At 70.7% G+C, this 14,888-nt stretch carries 18 protein-coding genes; 13 read left to right on the forward strand and 5 right to left on the reverse strand.

Going from position 1 to position 14,888, the window contains the following annotated elements:
- Window positions 1–29 precede the first annotated feature (29 nt).
- Window positions 30–902, forward strand: a complete 873-nt coding sequence (locus FHR33_RS35535) for an alpha/beta fold hydrolase (RefSeq protein WP_183657312.1) — start codon at window positions 30–32, stop codon at window positions 900–902.
- Here the strand turns inward: FHR33_RS35535 and FHR33_RS35540 are convergent.
- The 4 genes from FHR33_RS35540 to FHR33_RS35555 form a co-directional block, all read right to left on the reverse strand.
- The gene (locus tag FHR33_RS35540; protein ID WP_183657315.1) at window positions 893–1,096 is read right to left on the reverse strand and encodes a DUF4236 domain-containing protein; all 204 of its coding nucleotides are present in this window, start codon (window positions 1,094–1,096) and stop codon (window positions 893–895) included. The two genes, FHR33_RS35535 and FHR33_RS35540, sit on opposite strands and share 10 nt — an antisense overlap.
- A 65-nt stretch (window positions 1,097–1,161) precedes the next feature.
- Window positions 1,162–1,356: a DUF4236 domain-containing protein gene (locus tag FHR33_RS35545; protein ID WP_183657318.1), complete on the reverse strand. Its 195-nt coding sequence runs from the start codon at window positions 1,354–1,356 to the stop codon at window positions 1,162–1,164.
- Window positions 1,357–1,438: 82 nt separating this feature from the next.
- Window positions 1,439–1,900, reverse strand: a complete 462-nt coding sequence (locus FHR33_RS35550) for a ferritin-like domain-containing protein (RefSeq protein ID WP_183657321.1) — start codon at window positions 1,898–1,900, stop codon at window positions 1,439–1,441.
- A gap of 97 nt (window positions 1,901–1,997) precedes the next feature.
- Window positions 1,998–2,480: a hypothetical protein gene (locus tag FHR33_RS35555; protein WP_183657324.1), complete on the reverse strand. Its 483-nt coding sequence runs from the start codon at window positions 2,478–2,480 to the stop codon at window positions 1,998–2,000.
- Between the two features lie 239 nt (window positions 2,481–2,719).
- On the opposite strand from FHR33_RS35555, the gene rimP reads away from it, so the two are divergent.
- The 8 genes from rimP (at window position 2,720) to truB (ending at window position 10,765) form a co-directional block, all read left to right on the forward strand.
- Window positions 2,720–3,223 carry a ribosome maturation factor RimP gene (gene rimP / locus FHR33_RS35560; RefSeq protein WP_183657327.1) on the forward strand — a complete coding sequence of 168 codons (504 nt, stop codon included), beginning with the start codon at window positions 2,720–2,722 and terminating at the stop codon, window positions 3,221–3,223.
- Window positions 3,224–3,235: 12 nt separating this feature from the next.
- On the forward strand, window positions 3,236–4,240 hold the full coding sequence (gene nusA, locus FHR33_RS35565; protein WP_183657330.1) for a transcription termination factor NusA: 1,005 nt from the start codon (window positions 3,236–3,238) through the stop codon (window positions 4,238–4,240).
- The gene (locus FHR33_RS35570; RefSeq protein ID WP_183657333.1) at window positions 4,224–4,538 is read left to right on the forward strand and encodes a YlxR family protein; all 315 of its coding nucleotides are present in this window, start codon (window positions 4,224–4,226) and stop codon (window positions 4,536–4,538) included. Before nusA ends, FHR33_RS35570 begins: the two co-directional genes overlap by 17 nt.
- A gap of 112 nt (window positions 4,539–4,650) precedes the next feature.
- On the forward strand, window positions 4,651–7,797 hold the full coding sequence (infB, locus tag FHR33_RS35575) for a translation initiation factor IF-2 (protein ID WP_183657336.1): 3,147 nt from the start codon (window positions 4,651–4,653) through the stop codon (window positions 7,795–7,797).
- Between the two features lie 281 nt (window positions 7,798–8,078).
- Window positions 8,079–8,375, forward strand: coding sequence for a DUF503 domain-containing protein (locus FHR33_RS35580; protein ID WP_183657340.1), 297 nt, complete (start codon window positions 8,079–8,081; stop codon window positions 8,373–8,375).
- Between the two features lie 22 nt (window positions 8,376–8,397).
- On the forward strand, window positions 8,398–8,868 hold the full coding sequence (gene rbfA, locus FHR33_RS35585; RefSeq protein WP_183657343.1) for a 30S ribosome-binding factor RbfA: 471 nt from the start codon (window positions 8,398–8,400) through the stop codon (window positions 8,866–8,868).
- Window positions 8,865–9,908 carry a DHH family phosphoesterase gene (locus tag FHR33_RS35590; protein WP_312895864.1) on the forward strand — a complete coding sequence of 348 codons (1,044 nt, stop codon included), beginning with the start codon at window positions 8,865–8,867 and terminating at the stop codon, window positions 9,906–9,908. The genes rbfA and FHR33_RS35590 overlap by 4 nt, the downstream gene beginning before the upstream one ends.
- Complete coding sequence (truB, locus tag FHR33_RS35595; RefSeq protein WP_183657346.1) at window positions 9,905–10,765, forward strand: tRNA pseudouridine(55) synthase TruB; 861 nt, start codon at window positions 9,905–9,907, stop codon at window positions 10,763–10,765. The genes FHR33_RS35590 and truB overlap by 4 nt, the downstream gene beginning before the upstream one ends.
- Before the next feature lie 3 nt (window positions 10,766–10,768).
- On the opposite strand, the gene FHR33_RS35600 is transcribed toward truB, so the two are convergent.
- Entirely contained in the window at window positions 10,769–11,755 is a 987-nt protein-coding gene (locus FHR33_RS35600; RefSeq protein ID WP_183657349.1) for a TRM11 family SAM-dependent methyltransferase, read from the reverse strand.
- A 125-nt stretch (window positions 11,756–11,880) separates the two neighbouring features.
- Here FHR33_RS35600 and FHR33_RS35605 point away from each other — a divergent pair, with 125 nt between their 5' ends.
- From FHR33_RS35605 to rpsO, 4 genes are all read left to right on the forward strand, one after another.
- Complete coding sequence (locus FHR33_RS35605) at window positions 11,881–12,846, forward strand: bifunctional riboflavin kinase/FAD synthetase (protein WP_221242308.1); 966 nt, start codon at window positions 11,881–11,883, stop codon at window positions 12,844–12,846.
- Window positions 12,847–12,878: 32 nt separating this feature from the next.
- Entirely contained in the window at window positions 12,879–13,436 is a 558-nt protein-coding gene (locus FHR33_RS35610) for a DUF3841 domain-containing protein (protein ID WP_183657353.1), read from the forward strand.
- A gap of 160 nt (window positions 13,437–13,596) precedes the next feature.
- The gene (locus FHR33_RS35615) at window positions 13,597–14,388 is read left to right on the forward strand and encodes a pentapeptide repeat-containing protein (protein ID WP_312895865.1); all 792 of its coding nucleotides are present in this window, start codon (window positions 13,597–13,599) and stop codon (window positions 14,386–14,388) included.
- A gap of 202 nt (window positions 14,389–14,590) precedes the next feature.
- Entirely contained in the window at window positions 14,591–14,860 is a 270-nt protein-coding gene (rpsO, locus tag FHR33_RS35620; RefSeq protein WP_183657365.1) for a 30S ribosomal protein S15, read from the forward strand.
- Window positions 14,861–14,888: the final 28 nt, after the last annotated feature.

The raw sequence follows: 14,888 nt of genomic DNA on the forward strand, positions 1-14,888 counted from the left end.
ATCGCCCGCTCGCGGGAAGCAGTGTCGCTGTGAAGCATCGACACATCGACGTAGACGGAGTGCGGACCTTCTACAGGGAGGCGGGCCCCGAGGGGGCGCCCGTCGTGCTCCTGCCGCACGGCTACCCGTCGTCCTCGTTCCAGTTCCGCCACTTCATGCCCGCCATGGCCGATCGCTGGCGACTGGTCGCGCCCGACTACCCGGGTTTCGGCTACAGCGCGACCCCCGAGGACTTCCCCTACACCTTCGACGGCTACGCCGCCTTCCTCGACAGGTTCGCGTCGGTGATGGGCCTGCGGCACTACGCCCTGTACCTGCACGACTACGGCTCGCAGATCGGCCTGCGGCTGGCGATGAAGGCGCCGGAGCGCGTCACCGCCCTGATCATCCAGAACGGCGACATCTACGAGGACGAGCTCGGCCCCAAGTACAAGCCGCTCAAGGACTACTGGGCCGACCCCACCCCCTCGGGCCGCGACCGGCTCAGCCAGGCGGTGTCGGAGGAGGGGTTCAGGGACGAGTTCGTCGGCGAGGTGGCCGAGCATCTCGCCGAGCGGATCAGCCCCGACCTGTGGGAGCTGTCGTGGCCGCTGATGGACACCCCCGCGCGCCGCGAGATCGCCGTGGGCCTGATGGAGGGGCTGAGGGAGAACCTCGGCTGGTTCCCTCGCTACCAGCGCTATCTCAGGGAGCACAGGCCGCCGACGCTGATCGTCTGGGGCCCCCAGGACGGGTACATGCCCGAGGGCGCCGCCCGCGCCTATCTGCGCGACCTGCCCGACGCCGAGCTCCACCTGCTGGAGGGCGGGCACTGGGCGCTGGAGACGAACCTGGACGAGATCGTCGCACTCACCCGCGACTTCCTCGGCCGCCTCGCGCCCGGTACCCCGCTTCAGCGGTAGTAGCGGTGGCGGCGACCGCCGAGAGACTTGCTGAGATGGAAGCCGCCGGGGAGTCTCACCGTGACGTGGCGGCGGCCGTCGGGGGTGGTGCTGACGTGGAAGCGGCGACCGCCGAAGCTGTGGCCGACTCCGTGGCGGGACAGGTTGATCCTGAACGGGCCCACCTTGATCGACTTACGGTAGTGCCAGCCCATCGAGCCTCCTCGGGAAAAGTCCGTGGTGCCCTGAAAACGAAGGGCACTACGGAGGAGTTCCCTGATCAGCGGCGTGCGCTGCCGCCCAGCGTCTTGCGCCAGTGGAAACCGCCAGGGAGATTGACCGACAGCGTGCGCCGTCCGTCGGCGGTCCTGGTGACGCGGAAGGCCCTGTTGCCCCAGCTGTGCCCGACACCACCGCGGGACAGGTTCAGCCGGAACGGCCCTATCTTGATGGACTTGCGATAACCCCAGCCCATTGATGCCTCCATTGGGGGATTGGCGACGCGTCCCCGCTACCCATCCGAGAAGGCGTGAATCCCGCTGAGGCCGCGTGCGCCGTCAGCCGCCGGGGGTGGCCGACGGCGGGGCCGTGGTCTTGGCGGGCACGGTCTTGGCGGGCATGCCGGGGAAGGCCGTGACCGACGGACGGAAGCCGTACGACCTGATCACCGACTCCTGCATGGCGAGCGCCGCCAACTTGCGTGTGGCGGCCCCCTGCGCCGCGCTGAGCTCGAGGTAGGCGGCCGTGACGCCCTCCTCCACATGGACGGCCAGACGGACGGCCTCCCTTGCGTTGCCGGGCACCACGGGCAGCGCGTAGGCGGCCTCGGGTTCGACGGGCCTGCCGCCGCCCGAGGAGATGAGCGCGCGCAGCTGGTCGCGCCTGGCCCTGTGGGCGTCGAAGGCCGCCGCCACCTTCGAGCGCAGCGACCCCCTCGTGCGGGCGCCCATCAGGCCGTAGGCGTAGACGGCGGCGTGCTCGGCGGCCAGCGCCTTGCCCAGCGCCTCGACGTCGCTCATGACAGTCCTTCCCTCGAAGCCCGGGCAGCCCCCACAGCCGCGCCCCCGCAGGCGCTCTGGTCTCGTCTCTCCGCGGCCTCGCGGGCGTGCGGGCCTCTCACAGCGACCTCGGCAGGGCGAGGGCGTGGAGGGCCTCGCAGGCCCCGATGCTGGCGATCAGCTGCGACAGCGGGGGAGAGGCCTTGCCGAGCTGGCGAGGGCGCAGCGCGGCGGCCTTGCGCTCCAGGTCGCGCAGCCTGTTCAGGGTCACCTTGGGCGGCGAGGGCGTCGGGGAGGGCGCGGCCGACGGCGCGGGGGAGGAGGGGGAGGGGGCGCTCTCGCGCGGCAGCCGTTCGCGCAGCGCGGCCAGGTGCTCCTCGTGACGGGCCAGGAACGGCGCGAGCTTCTCGCCGCCCCCCGCCACCAGCGCGGAGTAGAGGCCGATCGTGCGCTCCTTGTCGGCGATCAGCTCGCGCAGCAGCAGGTGCTCGGGGTCGGGGGCCTTCGAGACGACGGGGCCGGGTTCGCCCGCCGTACAGCCGGACAGCGCCGCCATCGCCGCGCCGCCCGCGAGCACGGCACGCCTGGACAGGGGACGCAAGGACAACCTCCGGTCACGTCGGGAAGGCACATAGCATCGTAAGGGCTGGCGCACGCCGTTGGCGCGTTCCGCCTGACCGTGCCCAGGTACGATATGGTCTCGCTCTCTTGAGACTCAGCCGCCCGACCCTGTCGAGTGGCGCTCTTCCGTGCCCTGGTACGGATAGGGTAAGAGCAGTCGTCGACTGAGCGGCCGCCATGTTCGGCGGCCATGGATCGCAACACAATAGGGAGGTCGATATGGGCAGCGCATCATCCCGCGACCACCTGATGAAGCTCCTGGAGCCCGTCGTCGCCACAGCAGGTCTCGACCTGGAAGACGTCACCGTCACGCGCGCGGGCAAGCGAAGCCTGCTGCGCGTGGTCGTCGACAAGGACGGCGGGGTCACGCTCGACGACATCGCCGAGGTCAGCCAGGGCGTCTCCGACGCGCTCGACGGCGACGACTCGATGGGGCAGTCGCCCTACACGCTGGAGGTCTCCTCTCCCGGAGTCGACCGCCCGCTGACCGAGCCGCGCCACTGGCGCCGCGCAGCCAAACGCCTGGTCAAGGCCGAGCTGCGCGACGGCGGCATGGTGGAGGGCCGCATCCGGGCCGCCGACGAGAGCGGCGTGGAGATCGACGTCGACGGCGCCTCGCGCAGGATCGACTATCAGGACCTGACCCGAGGACGGGTACAGGTGGAATTCCGCCGGTTCGAGGACGAGGAAGACGACCTCGACGACACCGGCGACGAGGGCTAAGGGGGAAGCCTCGTGGACATCGACATGAGCGTCCTGCGCAGCCTTGAGCGGGAGAAGGACATCTCCTTCGACCTGGTCGTGAAAGCGATCGAGGATGCGCTGCTGATCGCCTACTTCCGTACGGAGGGCGCCGCGGCCAAGGCCAGGGCGGAGCTCGACCGCGCCACAGGGCACGTCACGATCTACGCGGCGGAGCTCGACGACGAGGGTGAGATCGTCAGGGAGTTCGACGACACCCCTGGCAACTTCAGCCGCATCGCGGCCACCACCGCCAAGCAGGTCATCCTGCAGCAGCTGCGCGACGCCGAGGACGAGATCAACTTCGGCGAGTTCGCCAGCCGCGAGGGCGAGCTGGTCTCCGGCGTCATCCAGCAGGGCCAGGACCCCCGCGTGGTGCTCGTCGACCTCGGCAAGATCGAGGCCGTGTTGCCCCACAACGAGCAGGTGCCCGGCGAGGACTACGTCCACGGCGAGCGCATCCGCGCCTACGTCGTCCAGGTGAAGAAGGGCCACAAGGGTCCTTCCGTCACGCTGTCGCGCACCCACCCCGGCCTGGTGAAGAAGCTCTTCGCGCTCGAGGTGCCCGAGATCGCCGACGGCACCGTCGAGATCGCGGCGGTCGCGCGCGAGGCGGGTCACCGCACCAAGATCGCGGTCGCCTCCCGCAAGGCGGGCGTCAACGCCAAGGGCGCGTGCATCGGCCCGATGGGCGCACGCGTGCGCAGCGTCATGACCGAGCTGCACGGCGAGAAGATCGACATCATCGACTGGTCCGAGGACCCCGCCGAGTTCGTGGGGAATGCGCTGTCGCCCGCACGCGTTTCGCATGTGGAGGTCCTCGACCTCGCCGGCAGGGTGGCGCGCGTCACCGTGCCCGACTACCAGCTCTCCCTCGCCATCGGCAAGGAGGGGCAGAACGCGAGGCTCGCGGCCAGGCTCACCGGATGGCGGATCGACATCCGTCCGGACACCCAGGCCGACGATCCCGCCGGTTCCGTAGATGCGTCCAAGCGGTAAGCTGGAATATGGTGGCCAGGCGGCCCCGCTGAGAACATGCGTGGGCTGCAGGGTTCGCACGGCTAAGTCCGAGCTGCTCCATCTGGTGCTCGTCGGGGATCTCGTGATCCCTGACCTGCGAGGACAGCTCCCTGGCCGGGGTGCTTCGCTGCATCCCGACCTGAGCTGCCTGGAGCTTGCCGAGCGTCGCCGAGCGTTTCCGCGCGCGTTTCGCGTGCCGGGGCCGCTTGACATCTCGCGAGTGCGAGCGCACCTGGAGAAGGAGAACCACGAAATGTCATGTAGGACGCCGAGTTGATGGGCGGAGTCAGATTGCTATGAGCGCCTGATGAGCACGCGGCGATGAAGACGTCAAGTTAACGACGGTCCGGACGGCACTGCCAGCCTCCCGGGCCAAGTAAGGGAGTGCAGTGGCGAAGGTCCGGGTATACGAGCTCGCTAAGGAGTTCGGCGTCGAGAGCAAGGTCGTCATGGCCAAGCTCCAGGAGATGGGAGAGTTCGTCCGTTCGGCGTCCTCCACCATCGAAGCGCCGGTGGTCCGCAGGCTCACCGAAGCTTTGGGCGTATCCAAGCCCACGAAGGGCGGCGGTTCGTCGTCCAAGCCGCAGCCGCCGAGGGCTGCGCCCCGGCCGGCTGACAGCAGCCAGGCCGGCAATGGCGTCGCGGAGGCGCCCGTTTCCTCAGGCCCGCGTCCGGGTCCTGTTCCGAAGCCGGGGCCCCGCCCCGGTCCCGCAGCCGGTGGCACTCCGCGCCCGCCGGTTCCGATGCCCCACCAGCAGCCTCAGCCCGAGGCCGCCAAGGCCGAGGCTCCTCGCGAGGCTCCGCAGGCCCCTCAGGCTCCGCGTTTCGAGAGCCCCAAGCCCTCCGCGGCTCCGCGTCCTGGGCCGGCTTCCCGCCCCGCGGCCCCCGGCCCTCGTCCTGGCCCCGCCCAGCAGGGTGGTCGTCCCGCGGGTCCCGGTGGTCCCCGTGACGGTGGCGCCCCGCGTCCCGCCGGTGGTCCCGGTGGTCAGCGCGAGGGTGGCGCGCGTCCAGGCCCCAAGCCTGGTCCGCGTCCCGGGCCTCGTCCCGGGAACAACCCGTTCTCGTCCAACGCGACCGGCATGGGTCAGCGTCCGCCGCGTCCCGGCGGCCCGCGTGAGGGCGGTCCCCGCGAGGGTGGTCCGCGTCCCGGCGGTCCCCGTGACGGCGCTCCGCGCGACGGCGCGATGCCGCGTCCGCCCGCGAGCCGTGGTGGTCAGGGCGCTCCCGGCGCCGGTGGCCCCCGTCCCGGCCCCGGTGCCGGCGGTCCGCGTCCCGGTGGCGGCCCAGGTGCGGGCGGTCCCCGTCCCGGTGGTCCGCGTCCCAACCCGATGATGATGCCGCAGGGTCGCCCTGCCGGCCCCGGTGGCGGTGGCGGCGCTGGCCGTCCCGGCGGCGGTGGCGGTGGCGGTCGTCCCGGCGGCGGTGGCGGCGGTGGCCGTCCCGGTGGCGGCGGCGGTTTCGCCGGTCGTCCCGGTGGCGGTGGAGGCGGCTTCGCCGGTCGTCCCGGTGGTGGCGGTGGCGCGGGTCCGCGCACCGGCACCGGCGGTCCCGGTGGCGGCGGCGGCTTCGCCGGTCGTCCCGGTGGCGGCGGCCGTGGCCGCGGCGGCGGTACGGCAGGCGCGTTCGGCCGCCCAGGTGGTCGTCCCGCGCGTGGCCGCAAGTCCAAGCGTCAGAGGCGCCAGGAGTTCGACAACATGTCGGCGCCGGCGATCGGCGGTGTGCAGGTTCCTCGCGGCAACGGCGCGACGATCAGGCTCCCGCGCGGCGCTTCGCTGTCCGACTTCGCCGACCGCATCGGCGCCAACCCCGCCTCGCTGGTGCAGATCATGCTGCACCTCGGCGAGATGGTGACGGCCACGCAGTCGGTCAACGAGGAGACCCTGCAGCTGCTGGGCGCCGAGCTCGACTACAACATCCAGGTCGTCAGCCCGGAGGAGGAGGACCGCGAGCTTCTCGAGGCCTTCGACATCGAGTTCGGCGAGGACGAGGGCGACGAGGCCGACCTGGCCGCGCGTCCGCCCGTCGTGACCGTCATGGGTCACGTCGACCACGGTAAGACCAAGCTGCTCGACGCCATCCGCAACACCAACGTGGCGGCGCGCGAGGCCGGTGGCATCACCCAGCACATCGGTGCCTACCAGGTCGCGACCGAGCACGAGGGTGAAGAGCGCAAGATCACCTTCATCGACACCCCCGGTCACGAGGCGTTCACCGCCATGCGTGCCCGTGGTGCCAAGGCCACCGACATCGCCGTCCTGGTGGTCGCGGCCGACGACGGTGTGAAGCCGCAGACGATCGAGGCGCTCAACCACGCCCAGGCGGCCGACGTGCCCGTCGTGGTCGCGGTCAACAAGGTCGACAAGGAGGGCGCGGACCCGAACAAGGTGCGGGCCCAGCTCACCGAGTACGGTCTGGTGGCCGAGGAGTTCGGTGGTTCGACGCTGTTCGTCGACATCTCCGCCAAGAACGGCACCGGCATCGAGGACCTTCTCGAGGCGATCGTCCTGACCGCCGACGCCGAGCTCGACCTGCGGGCCAACCCGACGATGGACGCTCAGGGCCTCACGATCGAGGCTCGCCTCGACAAGGGTCGCGGCCCCGTCGCGACCGTCCTGGTCCAGCGCGGCACGCTGCGCGTCGGCGACTCCATCGTCTGTGGCGAGGCCTTCGGCCGCGTCAGGGCGATGCTCGACGACAACGGCGACCCGGTGGAGGAGGCCACGCCTTCGCGTCCCGTCCTGGTGATGGGTCTGACGGCCGTGCCGAGCGCCGGTGACAACTTCATCGTCGTCACCGACGACCGGATGGCCAGGCAGATCGCCCAGCAGCGCGCCGCGCGCAAGCGCAGCGCCGACATGGCGAAGTCGAGCCGTCGCCTGACCCTCGAGGAGCTGTTCAGCAACCTCGAGAAGGGTCGCGTCGACGAGCTCAAGCTCATCATCAAGGGTGACGTGTCCGGTTCGGTCGAGGCGCTGGAGGACGCGCTGCTCAAGATCGACGTCGGCGACGAGGTCAGGCTCCGTGTCCTGCACCGCGCCGTCGGTGCGATCACCGAGTACGACGTCAACCTGGCCGTCGCCGACGACAACGCGGTCATCATCGGCTTCAACGTCCGCCCCGAGCCTCGGGCGCGCGACCTGGCCGAGCGCGAGGGCGTCGACATCCGCTACTACTCGGTCATCTACCAGGCGATCGAGGAAATCGAAGCGGCGCTCAAGGGCATGCTCAAGCCCGAGTTCGAAGAGGTCCAGATGGGCACCGCCGAAGTCCGCGAGGTCTTCAAGGTGCCGAAGATCGGCAACGTCGCCGGTTCGCTGGTCCGTTCGGGCACGATCGTGCGCAACAGCAAGGCGCGGATCATCCGCGACGGTGTCGTCATCGCCGACAACCTCACCGTTTCGTCGCTGCGTCGCTTCAAGGACGACGCGACCGAGGTCCGCGAGGGCTTCGAGTGCGGTATCGGTGTCGGATACAGCGACATCAGGATCGACGACGTCATCGAGACGTTCGAGATGCGGGAGAAGCCGCGCGGCTAAAGCGCGGTCGGGCGCCCGGTGGAGTCTCCGCCGGGCGCCCCTCGCACGCCAGGGTGTCGTACGCATCACTGGCGTCACCTGCGCGGCGAGGACTAAGTCGCCGCGCGCGGGCGTTGACGAAGAAGGGCGTTGCCCATGAGGTCATGGGTGGCGCCGCGCCGTACGCCGGGGGATGGCCCCGCGCGTGCGGGGCGTACGAGGAACCGGGTAGGGCTCCCACCGCGGCCCTTCAGGACTGCCTCGCACGCTTCCGGCCACGAACCGAGCGGTGGATGCCAACGATGTATGTCGGTGCCTTGACCCTGGACATCCTGCTCGGCGACGTGCACTCGCTGAAGCAGAAGCGCGGCGTGGTGCGTCCCCTCGTCGCGGAGGTGCAGCGACGCTTCCCCAGCGTCGCCGTCGCCGAGACCGGCCATCTCGACCTGCACCGCAGGGCGGAGATCGGCATCGCCGTCGTCTCGGCCTCCGCGGGCAACTGCGGCGAGGTGATGGACGCCTGTGAGCGGCTGGTGGCCTACCGCCCTGATATCGAACTGCTGTCTGCCAGGCAGCGGCTCTACAACGACGAAGACTGACCGAACACTAGGGGGATCGAAGATGGTGGACGCCGCACGAGCGCGCAAGCTCGCCGACCGCATCCAGCAGATCGTCGCCGAGATGCTGGAGCGGCGGATCAAGGACCCACGGCTGGGCTTCGTGACCGTGACCGACACGCGCATCACCGCTGACCTGCGGGAGGCGACGGTCTTCTACACGGTGTTCGGCTCCGACGCCGAGCGCGCGGACAGCGCGGCCGCGTTGGAGAGCGCGAAGGGGGTCATCCGCTCCGAAGTGGGCAAGCAGACCGGTGTGCGCCACACACCCACGCTGACCTTCAAGCACGACCCGCTGCCTGACAGCGCCCGCCAGCTCGACGAGCTGCTGGCCGCCGCCAAGGAGCGCGACGCCGAGGTCGCCAAGCGGGCGGAGGGAGCCTCCTACGCGGGCGAGGCGGACCCGTACAAGAAGCCCGAACTTGACGAAGACGAGGACGCACCCTCCGACCGCGCGGGATACTCCGCAACGTGACGCCCGACGTGCGTGACGAGATCCGCCGTCCGGCCGCCGGGCCCGTTCAGGGTCCGGCGGACGGTGGTATTTCGCGTACGGCGATCGGCGAGGGCGAATGGGACAGGGCGCTGCGGCTGATCCACGAGGCCGACGAGGTGGCGCTGGCCTGCCACATCTCGCCCGACGGTGACGCCCTCGGCTCCATGCTCGCCGCCGCCAAGGCTCTCACGGCGATGGGCAAACGCGTGGTTGCCTCCTTCGGCGACCGCAGGTTCGTGGTGCCGAGGCTGCTGCGCTTCCTGCCCGCCCTCGACCTGCTGACGGTCCCCTCGGCCTTTCCCACCGAACCCGACCTGATGATCACCTTCGACGCCTCCACGCTCGAACGCCTCGGCGTGCTCGCCGCCACCGCGGGCAAGGCGCGCGAGGTGATCGTGGTCGACCACCACGCCTCCAACCAGGGCTTCGGCACGGTGAGCCTCATCGATCCAGGAGTGGCGGCGACGGCCGTCCTGGCCGAGGAGCTCATCCGCCGCCTCGGACAGCCGCTCGACCGCGACATGGCCACACTCCTGTACGTGGGCCTCTCGACCGACACGGGCCAGTTCAGGCACTCCTCGACCACGCCGGCCGCGCACCAGATGGCGGCCAGGCTGGTCGCCGCGGGGCTGCGCACCGATGAGATCGCGCGCGAGCTGTGGGACCGTTCCCCGTTCGCCTACCTCAAGGTGCTCGCGGCGGCGCTGGAGCGCGTGGTGCTCGAGGACGGCCTGGTCTGGACGTACATCTCCCACGCCGACAGGGCGGCGTACGGCCTGCCGTACGACGAGATCGAGGGCGTGATCGACGTGATCCGCCGCACCGACGAGGCCGACGTGGCCGTGGTGCTGAAGCAGGACGACGACGGCGCCTGGCAGGTGTCGGCGCGCTCGAAGGGCGGCGCGGACGTCGGGGCGATCAGCACGGCGCTGGGCGGCGGAGGTCACTGCTACGCTGCCGGGTTCACCTCGCACGACAGTGTCGAGGAGACCATGGCGCGCTTCAAGGAGATGCTGTGACTGAGAGCGGCTTGATCATCGTGGACAAGCCCGCCGAGTGGACCTCCCACGACGTCGTCGGCAAGATGCGGCGCATCGCGGGCACCAGGCGAGTGGGCCACGCGGGCACGCTCGACCCGATGGCCACGGGCGTGCTGGTGATCGGCGTGGAGAAGGCCACCAGGCTGTTGGGCCATCTGGCGCTGACCGAGAAGGTGTACGAGGCGACGATCAGGCTGGGCGTCACCACCAACACCGACGACGCCGAGGGCGAGGTCACCGCCACCTTCGACACCGGCTCGGTGACGCCCGAGGCGGTGCGCAAGGGGATCGAGGCGCTGACGGGGCGCATCATGCAGGTGCCGCCGCAGGTGTCGGCGATCAAGGTGAACGGCGAGCGGGCCTACAAGCGGGCGCGCGCGGGCGAGGAGGTCGAGCTGGCCGCCAGGCCCGTGACCGTCCACGACTTCGACGTCGCCTCCATCGAGGGGCCCGAGATCAAGGCCACCATCCGCTGCTCCAGCGGCACCTACATCAGGGCGCTCGCCCGCGACCTCGGCGCCTCCCTCGGCGTGGGCGGTCACCTCACCGCGCTGCGCCGCACCAGGGTCGGCCCCTACGACCTGTCGCTGGCCAGGACGATCGAGGAGCTGGCCGCCGACTGCGTGGTGCTGCCGATCGGCGAGGCCGTCAGCGCGGCCTTCCCCCGGCGCGACGTGGACGCCGACGAGGCGCGCGTCATCTCGCACGGCGGCCGCCTGTCCGCGGCCGGTCTCGGCGAGGGCCCGATCGGGGTGTTCGGGCCGGACGGCGAGCTGCTGGCGCTGGTGGAGGAGCAGGGCAGGTCGGCCAGGCCGCTGGCGGTCTTCGTCGGTTAGGTCCTACCGCTTGCGGGCGACCATGATGTCGCGGACGATCGCCTGGTCCACCCAGTGCTCGAAGTCGGGAAGGGCCACGACCTCGAGGCCGTGCGCGGTGAGGATCCGCGCCAGGTCGTCGCGCGAGCCGCCGTAGGTGTTCCACGAGATGCCGATCGCGCCGCCGGGGCGCAGCAGCTCCTGCCAGACGGGCACCGCCCTGCCGATCAGGTCGAGGGGGCTGCGCGACAGGCCGCCCCCCGCCTTGCTGCCGTGCTGCACGCCGTACGGCGCGTCGGTCACGATGACGTCGAAGGAGCGCGGCTTGAAGAACTCGCGGCTGCGCAGGGTGTCGGCGTTGACCACGGTCACCTGCTGCGCCTCGCCCGCCTTGTAGGCCTCCTTCGAGAGCCCGAAGCTCGCGTTGAACCGCCGTCCGACCAGCGCCCGCTCCCTCCTGACGGGCACGGTCTCCGCGGTGTGCTTGAGGCGCTTGTTCTTCAGCCAGGTCCTGAGGAAGCCGGTGTAGGCCTCGAAGTCCTTGCCGTCGATGTCGACGCCGTAGGCGTCGTGGCCGTACATGAGGGCCTGGTTGAGCGTGGTGCCGCGCCCGCACATCGGGTCGAGGACGGACAGGCGCGCGTCCAGCGGGAAGTCGGAGGCGAGCACGGTGACGTTCAGCAGCAGCTTGGTGAAGTGCTCGTTGGTCTTGCCCGCGTACTTCTGGATCGTGAGGAGGTCGCTGGACAGCCGGTCGAGCGGTGTCATCTCCAGGGGGCGCAGCAGGTCGCCCTCGATGCCGAAGATCGCGTAGACGGACGACAGGTTCGACAGCAGCGCGAGGTCGGGCGAGTCCGCCTCGAACGTCACGTACGGCACGCCGCCGATGCGCGTCTCCTCCACCTCGGAGACGTCGGCGAAGACCGCCAGCTCGCTCCTGGTCAGGCGGATGGAGCTCTCGCCGTAGACCCGGTTGAAGGCGGGCAGGATCAGCAGCGCGTAACGAGACATGCAGCGGATGGTACCGCCCGCGCGGTCGGGCCCTCCACGGCGCCTTGACGGAGGTCGGAGGGCGGACGGGCGGCTGCCGCCACCCTCGGTTGCGAGGAAGGCCGCCGGGCATGGCACGCTTGAGGATGGTTGATCCGCCAAGAGACGAATGGGGACCGGGCGTGCAGGAGTCGGAAAGATCCGTCGTCACGGTCGGCGTGTTCGACGGCGTGCATCGGGGCCACCGTCAGGTGGTCGAGCGCGCCGTCGCCGTCGCCCGCTCGCTGGAGCTGCGATGCGTCGCGGTGACGTTCGAGCCGCACCCCGCCGAGGTCGTACGGCCAGGCACCCAGCCGCCGCGGCTGACCACCCTGCGCGAGCGCACCGCCCTGCTGACCGGGCTGGGCGTGGACGAGGTCGTGGTGCTGCCGTTCACGATGGAGGTGGCGCGTCTGAGCCCCGCCGACTTCGCCCAGAGCGTGCTGGCCGAGCGGCTGCGCGCCGCCGCCGTCGTGGTGGGCGCGAACTTCACCTTCGGCCACCAGGCCGCGGGCGACCCGTCGGCCCTGCGCGTGCTGGGCGACAAGTACGACTTCACGGTGGAGGAGATCCCCCTGGTGTCCGGCGTTTCATCCACTCTCGTCCGTGAGCTCGTCGCCGCCGGTGACGTCTCGGCCGCGGCCACCCTGCTCGGCCGTCCGCACCGCGTCGAGGGCGTCGTCGTCCGCGGCTACCAGCGCGGCAGGCAGCTCGGCTTCCCCACCGCCAACGTGGAGACCCCGCCGAACACCGCCATCCCCGCCGACGGCGTCTACGCGGGCTGGCTGCGCTGCGTCGCCGTGGGCAACCTGCCCGCCGGTTACGACGGCTGCGTCTGGCCCGCCGCCATCTCGGTCGGCACCAACCCGACCTTCGAGGGCGTGCCGCGCACCGTGGAGGCGTACGCGCTGGACAGGGACGACCTCGACCTGTACGGCATGCACGTGGCGGTGGACTTCGGGGCGCGGCTGCGGGGGAACACGAAGTTCGACTCGATCGAGGCGCTCATCGCCCAGATCCACGCGGACGTCGACAGGGTCAGGGAGCTCACCTCCGGTCACGATAACCAGTAGATCGGCAGTTGCTCCGTTGCCATAATCGCCCGGTGCGATTGTGGACGGTCCAGCACCGAGTGGTTGTCGAGAAGCTGGAGCAGGCCGGTGAGGTGGTCGGGGACTGGACCACGGTGATGAGCCCCTCCTACGTGCCCGCCTACAGGGAGATGGTGGCGGAGATGGCGCGGCGCGGCATCGACTGCGCGGGCCGGCCGCCGCTGTGGGCCTGGCTGGGGCCGGACACCCGCGACGAGAGGGTGGCCGTGACGGCGGAGCTGCTCCTCTGCCCCGAGGGTCCCGAGGAGTACGCCCGCTACGTCGTCCTGGACCTGGAGGTCCCCGACGAGTTCGTGGTGCTCAGCTCGTACGGGCGCTGGAACGACTTCATGGAGGCGACCCTCTTCGGCCCGAGCTCACCGCGCATGGACTGGACGATCGAGCGGAGCGAGTTCGACGACGCCGGTCGCGTCCAGGCGTGCCTTCCGCGCCTGGCGGCCCCGTGGGTGCTGGGCGTCCGCCCGCTGGAGCCGTCGCTCGACGAGCCCGAGACGACGCTCGTCGAGCAGAGCTTCGCCCGCAAGGACGTCGCGGACGCATACGACGACTGAGGCTATCGTTGCACTGGGCGTCGAGAGCGGAGAGCGGGTCGACGAGCCGGCCGACAAGGCCCTCGTCCCCGGTGGCTCTCCCGCCCACGATCCGATGGGCGAAGAGTCCATGTACGGCAGGAGTTTCCAGGGCCCCTGACGGGCACGTGTGGGAGGTTGCGTGAATGGACCCGGCGGCCGTCGAGTCCTGACGAGCCTGCGCGCCGATTGCGGGCGGTGCCAGGGGCTGTGCTGCGTCGTTCCCGCCTTCGCCGCCTCGGCGGACTTCGCGATCGACAAACCGGCGGGCAAGGCCTGCCCCAACCTGGGCGCGGACTTCCGCTGCGGGATCCACACCCAGCTCAGGGACAAGGGCTTTCCCGGCTGCACGGTCTACGACTGCTTCGGCGCGGGCCAGCACGTCACCGAGGCGGGGGCCGCGGGAAGGGCCGCCGAGGTCTTCCCCGCCATGCGCGACCTGCACGAGCTGCTCTACTACGTCACCGAGGCGCTGGGCTGGCAGGCCGCCGCGCCCGTGCACGACGAGCTGGGCCGTACGGCGGGCGAGCTCGAGGAGCTCATCGCCGCGCTCACCGTCGTCGACACCGGGGCGCTGCGCGGCAGGATCAGCCCGCTCCTGCTGCGCGCCAGCGAGCTGGTGCGCGGACGCGGAGGGCGCACGATGAAGATGGACCTCATCGGGGCCAGGCTCAGGGGCTCCGACCTGCGCAGGGCCAACCTGCGCGGCGTCCTGCTGATCGGCGCCGACCTCAGGGGGGCGGACCTGCGCGAGGCCGACGTCATCGGCGCCGACCTCAGGAACGCCGACCTGAGTGGCGCGAACCTGACCGGCGCGCTGTTCCTGACCCAGTCGCAGCTCGACGCGGCCAGGGGAGACGCCTCCACGCGCGTCCCCAAGGCGCTCGGCCGTCCCGCGCACTGGGCGCGAGCCGAGCGGCCCGTCCGGCGGTGAGGGGGGAGCAGTGAGCGGGCGCCGCGCAGAGCCGACGATGAACGATGTGTCAAGGCACGGACCGCGATGGTAACCTTGCATGTCGGCTCTGTAACGGTGGCGCTGTGCGCTGCCCTGAAGGCCTTCTCGCGGCGACTGTAGGCACGCATGGTCGTTCGCACTCTCATCTCATTCACGCGTGTCCGTAGATTGAAGGAGAGCCGTGTCCCTCGACACCGCTGCCAAGAAGGCAATCATCAGCGAGTACGCGACGGCCGAGGGCGACACCGGGTCGCCCGAGGTGCAGATCGCGCTGCTCAGCAAGCGCATCAGCGAGCTCACCGAGCACCTGAAGACGCACAAGCACGACCACCACAGCCGTCGTGGCCTGCTGCTGCTCGTCGGTCGCCGGCGTCGCCTGCTGAAGTACCTGCAGAACAACGACATCGCGCGTTACCGTGCGCTCATCGAGCGCCTCGGCCTGCGCCGATAGAGTGGTGAGGGAGCGGCGCTGCGCGCCG

Source organism: Nonomuraea dietziae, assembly GCF_014195505.1.
In the GTDB taxonomy this organism is placed as follows: Bacteria; Actinomycetota; Actinomycetes; order Streptosporangiales; family Streptosporangiaceae; genus Nonomuraea; species Nonomuraea roseola.

What these genes read in the sequence shown, in the direction of transcription:
- FHR33_RS35580 (WP_183657340.1), top strand. Translation starts at nt 8,079, where the DNA reads ATGTATGTCGGTGCCTTGACCCTGGACATCCTGCTCGGCGACGTGCAC.
- FHR33_RS35600 (WP_183657349.1), bottom strand. Translation starts at nt 11,755, where the DNA reads ATGTCTCGTTACGCGCTGCTGATCCTGCCCGCCTTCAACCGGGTCTAC.
- FHR33_RS35550 (WP_183657321.1), bottom strand. Translation starts at nt 1,900, where the DNA reads ATGAGCGACGTCGAGGCGCTGGGCAAGGCGCTGGCCGCCGAGCACGCC.
- rimP (WP_183657327.1), top strand. Translation starts at nt 2,720, where the DNA reads ATGGGCAGCGCATCATCCCGCGACCACCTGATGAAGCTCCTGGAGCCC.
- FHR33_RS35570 (WP_183657333.1), top strand. Translation starts at nt 4,224, where the DNA reads ATGCGTCCAAGCGGTAAGCTGGAATATGGTGGCCAGGCGGCCCCGCTG.
- FHR33_RS35605 (WP_221242308.1), top strand. Translation starts at nt 11,881, where the DNA reads ATGGTTGATCCGCCAAGAGACGAATGGGGACCGGGCGTGCAGGAGTCG.
- rbfA (WP_183657343.1), top strand. Translation starts at nt 8,398, where the DNA reads ATGGTGGACGCCGCACGAGCGCGCAAGCTCGCCGACCGCATCCAGCAG.
- FHR33_RS35540 (WP_183657315.1), bottom strand. Translation starts at nt 1,096, where the DNA reads ATGGGCTGGCACTACCGTAAGTCGATCAAGGTGGGCCCGTTCAGGATC.
- FHR33_RS35545 (WP_183657318.1), bottom strand. Translation starts at nt 1,356, where the DNA reads ATGGGCTGGGGTTATCGCAAGTCCATCAAGATAGGGCCGTTCCGGCTG.